We start from the raw sequence: 7242 nt of genomic DNA, 5'->3' as shown, positions 1-7242 counted from the left end.
TTGGAGTGATTGGGGGGAAAATTCAGGTACTTTTTCCCTGAAAATTAGGTAGTTGACCACCTGAAAATCGATAAAACCCCACACCCCACACCCCACACCCCACACCCTGCCCCCAGGAAAAACTTTTTCAGCAAGCCCTATCTAATTGTTCTCGAAAAAAGTGAAACGGGATTTTCCGCTTATTCACCCGATGTAGTAGGGTGTGTACCAACAGGGGCGACTTTAGAAGAAACAACGGAGCAAATGCGATCGGCTTTGGCTTTGCATTTGGCAGATGTTGAAAATTGTCCCCAACCGCGAGGAATTGATGCCTATCTAGAAGCTTTGCGAGATTCGGAAGGAGAAACATTTTTTCTGACTCATATTCCACTGGATCAAGTCTTAATTAGGGTCTGCTGAAAAAGTTTGTTGGTGGGGTTAGGAGCCGGTAGTCAGGAGTCGGTCGTCAGTACTATATGCTTGAGAAAATACAGCAAAAAATCGCCATCATTAAGGAGATTGAATTTGTTGATTGAGACTTGCTTTGAGAGAAATCGACATAAAGATAATATAGTAATCTCAAAAGCTCCTTTTTTAGAAGTTTTTCAAGAAATTAAGCAAATTATCTGTATATTTAATCACTTAATCAGAAGCATTTACCTTTGAAATAGCAGTTTTTAAATAGGAAACCACCTCATTAATTGCTACTTCTGACGCTTTTTTACTGGCTCTTTCGACTAATTCCACCTTACCCGATTTGAGAGATTTACCCGTGACAATGCGATAGGGAATCCCAATTAAATCCGCATCTTTGAACTTAACTCCCGCACGTTCATTCCGGTCATCTAAAAGGGTTTCAATGCCGGCTTGATTTAACTCATTGTATAAACTTTCGGCGGTTTTTACCTGCTCGGCATCGGCTAAATTAGGAATAACCACAATCGCTTGATAGGGGGCAATAGCTACGGGCCAAATAATACCATCTTTATCGTAGGATTGTTCTACGGCTGCCTGGGCTAAACGCGATACTCCTATGCCATAACAACCCATACAAATGGGGGTAGATTCTCCCGCTTCATTAGTATAAAAAGCATTCATGGCTTGAGAATATTTATAGCCCAATTGGAAGATATGACCGACTTCAATTCCTCTAGCACTTTGCAAGGTTTGATCAGGATCGTGAATAGCTCGATCGCCTACCCTGGCTTTGCGTAGATCGACGATTAATTCCGGTAAGATAAAATCTTGACCCCAATTGGCTCCCACTACATGAAACCCCGTTTCATTAGCACCGGTGATAAAGTTTTCTAAGTCTGTCACCGTGTTGTCTGCTATGCGTAAAAACTTAGGAGCTATATCCCTGGCTTTTTTGAGCAAATTATCTTCTAAGTCGGGAGCAATATAACCCAAAGGCAAAGGTTTAGTTGCCCATTTCTGTTGAGCGGCAGCATCGGGTATTTTTAAAGCCAAAATTGTTTTAGCATTGTAACGGCTCGCCTGTCTAACTAATTCATTTTGTAGTTTAACTTCGTTAACCTCTTGATCTCCCCGAATGCTCACCAAAACTAAAACAGTTATGCCGCTATCATAAACCACTTCGTAGAGAACATTTTTGACGATAGCGGTGGCAGAACAATCGAGAAATTTAGCTAAACTTTCGATAGTGTTGGTGTTAGGAGTCTCTTTTTTAGCAAACTTTTTCAAGGGAGAAGCCACTTTATCTGCCGGCAAAGAAACGGCTTTTTCCACATTAGCCGCATACTTTTCATCGGCGGTAAATAAAACCTCATCTTCTCCGGCATCAGCTAAGACCATAAATTCTTGGGATGCGGAACCGCCAATCGCTCCAGAATCGGCTTCTACTGCCCGAAAAGCTAACCCACAACGGCGGAAAATATTGCGGTAAGCTATATCCATCGCTTGATAGGTTTTCTTTAAACATTCCTCGTCGAGATTGAAAGAATAGGCATCTTTCATAATAAATTCTCGTCCCCGCATTAAACCAAAACGAGGGCGAATTTCATCGCGAAATTTAGTTTGAATCTGATATAAATTAACTGGTAATTGTCGATAGGAACGAATTAAATCACGAGCGACGGCAGTAATTACTTCTTCGTGAGTCGGTCCTAATCCTAACTCCCGCTTTTGCCGGTCCGTCAGGGCAAACATAATCCCTTCTGCTTTTGTGTAGGTGTCCCAACGGCCTGATTCTTGCCAGAGTTCCGCCGGTTGCAGTTGGGGAAGTAAACATTCTTGGGCGCCGGCTTTGTTCATTTCTTCCCGGACTATCTGGGAGACTTTCTGTAAAACCCGCCACATCAGGGGTAAATAGGCGTAAATACCGCTGCCAATGCGACGAATGTAACCGGCACGCACCAAGCATTTATGACTGGGTATTTCCGCCTCGGCCGGGTCTTCCCGGAGGGTGACAAAAAGCTGTTGAGAGAGTCGCATCCTATCGATATCCTTTTGAACAGAAGACTTTCTATTATCTCATCAAAGGAGAGCGACTGCAATGATCAATTACTTGTGTTGACAAACAATAACAGCGATCAGTTTACCGATTCTCAGGTATTTCCCCTCACAACTTGAGACTGGTTGGAGACGCATTGAACTCTAGTTCCAATTGCCTAACTCCCTTGTTCTCTACTCTAGGAAATATGAGCGTTCAGGTCGATCGCTGTTATCGTCGTTATCGAGACAGAATGTAACTTTAACAGGGTTTACTCCTTTGTGAACTTGACCTTTATAACCTTGCCAGTCGATCTGTCAGGGAAGCTTTTTTCTTTAGCTTCAATTATTAATATAACATCGGATTGGGGCTAGAAATCTTTCTCTTAATCAAAGTTTACATTACTGGGATCAAGGAAAAGCCTCGATGTTTTGACGCTTAACCGACCATAACTCTTATTATCCAAAAATTATGGCAGGAGTAACCTCAACAGTAGTCAAAGAAAGCGCAGAAGAATAGACCTCTTGTAAAAATCAAAAATTGTTGTTAGGGTTAGGAGTCAGTAGCCGGTCGTCAGGAGAATTAGGAATGAACAATAATCAATTAAATGGTCTATTTAAGGATTTTATGCAATTTAATCCTTATTCTTACCGTTTTTGAACCCTCAAAAATTAATTATGCAAGAGGTTTAATGAACTAACTCAACAGACCAAAGAAGCAATCACCGTTAGGGAAAAAGACAAACTGCCACTAAAACAAGAAAAAGCTCCCACCCTCAAGGTGATAGCTAAAAGTTGAGGGCATCATAGAAACACAGTGCCAGCCTGGTTGTGTAAATATCGTGAGCAAGGCAACGAAAAGAACTTTATAAGATGAATCGGAACGATCCCTTAAACTTCCCGTTGCCCAGGTCCCAGTGAGACAGGTGAGTAATATACTTATCCACAGGGAGGCTTGATTGGGGTGCTATATATACAACCAGTCTCAATGGCTGGCTGGTACGAATTATCGTGTCTGACTTCATATATATTCTTGTTCCCCAAACAGAAACATCTTTGGCCTGTTTGCCGACAAGATACAAAGCTGAAATGATTGTGGCATCCGAGGCGATGCGGGCGGCGAATGGGATCGATATCGCTCCTAAAGAACTCTTCGCCTTCACCATAAACTGCAAGGTTCTTGGCGCTATGAGTTGGACTCTGGTAAATGTGTAGCCATCTGAAGATGCTCCCTGCTTGAGATAGTCACTGCTTAGTCTCTCAATGATATCGAGATCAATTTCATGATCTGGCACTTCCGAAGGGAGGCGCGTCGGCAGGGAAAATCCCAAGAAGTTGTGATCGGCAAATACGTCCTCAGCAGTGTAAGCCGTTTCTATTTGACCCATTTCATCTATGGTTATATGCCCGGGCCCGTGAAACCCATTAAAGTGATTGCTTACTGAATAGCAATAGGCCCCTGCGTGTTGGATTAACAATGGATCTCCAGGACTCTGGCCTTCTAAATTGGTCGATGGTAGCAATATATCGCCGGCAAAACAAAGTGGCCCTCCGATAGCATCGTCCCCTTGAGTAGGCAGGGTGCGATGATTGCGATCGATAATTTGGTGGCTCCATGAGAGGAGAGTCACCTTGATTAGCTGGTCGGAGCCAACATCAACAATAGCCCAACGTCTGCCCCGCATCTGCTTAAGCTCGCGGATACGAGTCAACAAGGCGACGGCATTACCAACCAGTGCGTGTCCAGGCTCGACTATGTACTCAATACCGGGTAACAAGTGTTTCTTTAATGCTTCTGTGTACTCTGGGATTGTTGGAAACTGTTGCCCGTCATGGAAGTCAATGCCAAGCCCACCGCCAAGATTTAGTTTTCTCATGCAATGATTCGAGCCGGCCTCGATTAAGTTTTTCAAATGATGAATAAACTGAATCGAATGACTAAATGCCGATACATTATCCATCTGAGTACCAATATGGATATGCAAGCCAGCTATAGGTAGTTGGCAACTGGCCAGCGCATCTGGCAATTCCTCGGATGGGATGCCAAACTTACTGTTGGGCGAGGCGTGAGAAACCAGATCCTGCCAATCAGTATTGTGGAAATATTCCACCGGTTTTTCTGGGTTAACCCGAACCAGCAAGCTCCCACTCCAATCCTTGCCATAAAGCTTATGTTGAAGGTCATCTAATATAGCTTGGGAGTCAGCAACTACTGTTGAGCCTCCATCGAGGAGAGCTGCCATTAGCTGGCGGTCGGGCGCCGGACTGTTGTATGTGATCCGATTCAATGGGAATCCGCAAGAAAGGGCCAACTCAACTTCATATTTAGAAGAGCAGTCTGCGGAGCATCCCAGGGATGCCAGTTCATTCAGAATCGCCATCGACGGATTAGCCTTTACCGGGTAAGCAACCTGAGATGGACTGCCCACAAGCTCGACAAAGTGGGACAGGTTCCGGCGAAGCTGACCGAGGTTCAGTATATATAAAGGCGACCCATGGCGTTTTGCTATCTCCTCGATGTCAATCGATCGCGTCCAAGTTTCCATAATCTCTTCCATAATCTCGCTTTTGTCCAACGCCTGGCATCAACCCCCATCCCTATTCAAGATTCATACGGGACTTCCTGGTATGGTGTCGGGTGGGTGCTGGCGCTTTGAAATGCCTTCAGCTATTTTGCTGCCACTTTTTCTAATCTGGTGGTGGCCGATTGTATTACTGCCACCGTCCTAAGAAAGTGCCAGTGTGGAAGGACTGAAAGCCTTGGAGAGCAGTTCCGACCACGACTTATATAACTCCTCGGATGCTGATGGCCGTTAATGGCAATGGGTGAATGAGTATTTGTTCTCATATACAAAGCGGGAAGATCCTAACTTATTAATTAAACCGCTCCCTGCGGTTTAGCACCTTTCCCTATGCTACTATTCCACTTCCATCGGTCTAATACCCCCTAAATGAAACTTAATAGCGCACCCTGCGGTTTCAGAGAAAGACCTTAACTTTGCTTAGGTTTGAGTGGATTGGCGAGCATCCAGACGGGAGTTTATTAGCTTGGGTAATAGCAATCCTGATTTCGCTTTGTAAGCGTCAAATTCAGGATAGCGGGAGAGGGAGCGGTCTTTTTTAAGCATATTGGGAATGAAGACCCCGGCGATGAATCCCCCCAAAATCAGAAAAGGGAGCCAATGTTGGGCTAACAGGGCAAAACTCAGATAAATTAAAATCTCTCCTAAATAGTTGGGATTGCGACTACGACTAAAGAAACCTTCGGTGATCAATCCTTCCCTATATTTAAGGGTAAAATACTTTTGGGCATCGCTACCGTAATGGAGAAATACCCCCATAATATTGATCGCTATGGCTGCGGATATTAAAGGAGCGGCGGCCGTGACCTTCCCGCTAACAATAATAAAAGGGGCAGCCCAATACAAACCGAGAACGATAAAGGTAAATATTCCCATAGCCAACGGTATTTCTTTTTCCCATTGTTGATCTGGATATAATCTATCCTTGATCAGCCACATCAGACCGTAAGTTCCGTGTAGGGCAAGGTATATCCAAGCGAGCGGGGTAAAATTATTATAAAAAGCCATTAAGCCCAATATAATTAGAAAAGTCAGAAATTTATGCCAATTAATCGCGTGTTTTATCTTCATTTTCTTCAAAGTAGAAATCAATCCTGTTGATCGAGTGCTAAACAATTATAACTACTAACGTTTCAATCCGGTCTTTGACATCGCTTGAGAATAAAAAAGAAAGGTCGGGGAAAGTTGTTAAAATCCATAATTACTGGCAGGGTATTGTCCTCTAATTTCCGAAAAGAGTCATTAATCGGCAAATAATCCTAGATCATCAGCACCAGCTTCCAATCTGGTCTGTCAGGTTAACGGCGATCGCAGTTTTGTCGCTTGGGTTAAGACACCGCACTACCTAAGACCAAAGACTGGCGCATTGTTAATAAACACACTTTCCTATCCAAAGTTGTACTTACAAATACAATTTAATAAAATCTTTATATTTTTCTCATGCCAAGGTAGAACCTTGGCATGAGAAAAGGGAGGATATTCCTCCCTTCCCTGATGGGTTACACAAGAGCTAGAACCTCTGGAAATGTGTTACAAGGGATAGTCTGGCAACGAGGTAAAAAGCACTTTCGGAGCTTCTCGATTTTCTGTGATCATCAGTGCTTATCATTCGATGGAAACTTTTTTTTGAGAATCGGTAGAAATCCTAAAACCAATACTGTACCCAAGATACTTAAGGAGGGTTCAGGGACACGCGTCAAGACAAATCCATTCATCGTAAAGATGCGATTTATATTGACACTATTGCCAGTTTGTCCAGTGACACCAAACTGATTACCCCCCGTCCAAAAACGCGCAATAACATCATTGATTCCGTCAGCCTTAAATTTCAACACGGCACTTCGACCCAGATTCAATCCGTAAGCTAAATTGTCGTAAACATTGCTGAAGGATGTTCCCCCGTTCGTACTAAGTTGCACATCCACAACACCATCTTGGTTGTTTGTATCAGTCAAAGGTATCGTGAGCGAATAGGAACCAGCCACTAAGCCAGCAAATTTTAAATCCTGTCCGAGATTTATACCATCACGCCCAGCAAAGTCGCGCAATAACAAATTTGTACCACCTCGATCAATCATGCGAAAAGCCGTTGACATCCTCGCCGCCGTAAAACGGACGGCGATTCCCAAACCTCACGATTTGAGTTTCTGCTTCTTTCCCGAAGGATTTTTCGCACCTGCCTTAACAGATTTACTCTGTTCTGGTCTTATGGTCGCTCTACAGACTGACA

General features: G+C 43.7%; 5 protein-coding genes and 1 pseudogene. 1 reads left to right on the top strand and 5 read right to left on the bottom strand.

What is annotated here, in order from left to right:
• The first annotated feature begins 144 nt into the window (after positions 1-144).
• Complete coding sequence (locus O9290_RS22155) at positions 145-399, top strand: type II toxin-antitoxin system HicB family antitoxin (RefSeq protein ID WP_043998973.1); 255 nt, start codon at positions 145-147, stop codon at positions 397-399.
• Positions 400-621: 222 nt separating this feature from the next.
• Here the strand turns inward: O9290_RS22155 and O9290_RS22150 are convergent, their stop codons facing one another.
• The 5 genes and pseudogenes from O9290_RS22150 to O9290_RS22130 all read right to left on the bottom strand — a co-directional run bounded on the left by O9290_RS22150 (position 622) and on the right by O9290_RS22130 (position 7141).
• Positions 622-2433 (bottom strand): proline--tRNA ligase, encoded by a 1812-nt coding sequence (locus tag O9290_RS22150; RefSeq protein ID WP_288055397.1) that lies wholly within the window; start codon positions 2431-2433, stop codon positions 622-624.
• 863 nt (positions 2434-3296) lie between these two features.
• Positions 3297-4988, bottom strand: coding sequence for a diaminopimelate decarboxylase family protein (locus O9290_RS22145; RefSeq protein WP_288055399.1), 1692 nt, complete (start codon positions 4986-4988; stop codon positions 3297-3299).
• A gap of 444 nt (positions 4989-5432) precedes the next feature.
• Positions 5433-6083 carry a methyltransferase family protein gene (locus O9290_RS22140; RefSeq protein WP_002758219.1) on the bottom strand — a complete coding sequence of 217 codons (651 nt, stop codon included), beginning with the start codon at positions 6081-6083 and terminating at the stop codon, positions 5433-5435.
• A gap of 62 nt (positions 6084-6145) precedes the next feature.
• A pseudogene (locus O9290_RS22135) lies at positions 6146-6271 on the bottom strand (DUF4334 domain-containing protein); the annotation flags it as partial.
• A 336-nt stretch (positions 6272-6607) separates the two neighbouring features.
• Entirely contained in the window at positions 6608-7141 is a 534-nt protein-coding gene (locus O9290_RS22130) for a hypothetical protein (RefSeq protein WP_288087554.1), read from the bottom strand.
• Positions 7142-7242 lie beyond the last annotated feature (101 nt).

The organism is Microcystis sp. LE19-41.2A (genome assembly GCF_027530405.1).
Classification (GTDB): Bacteria; Cyanobacteriota; Cyanobacteriia; order Cyanobacteriales; family Microcystaceae; genus Microcystis; species Microcystis aeruginosa.
This window is presented reverse-complemented; position numbering and strand designations above follow the sequence as displayed.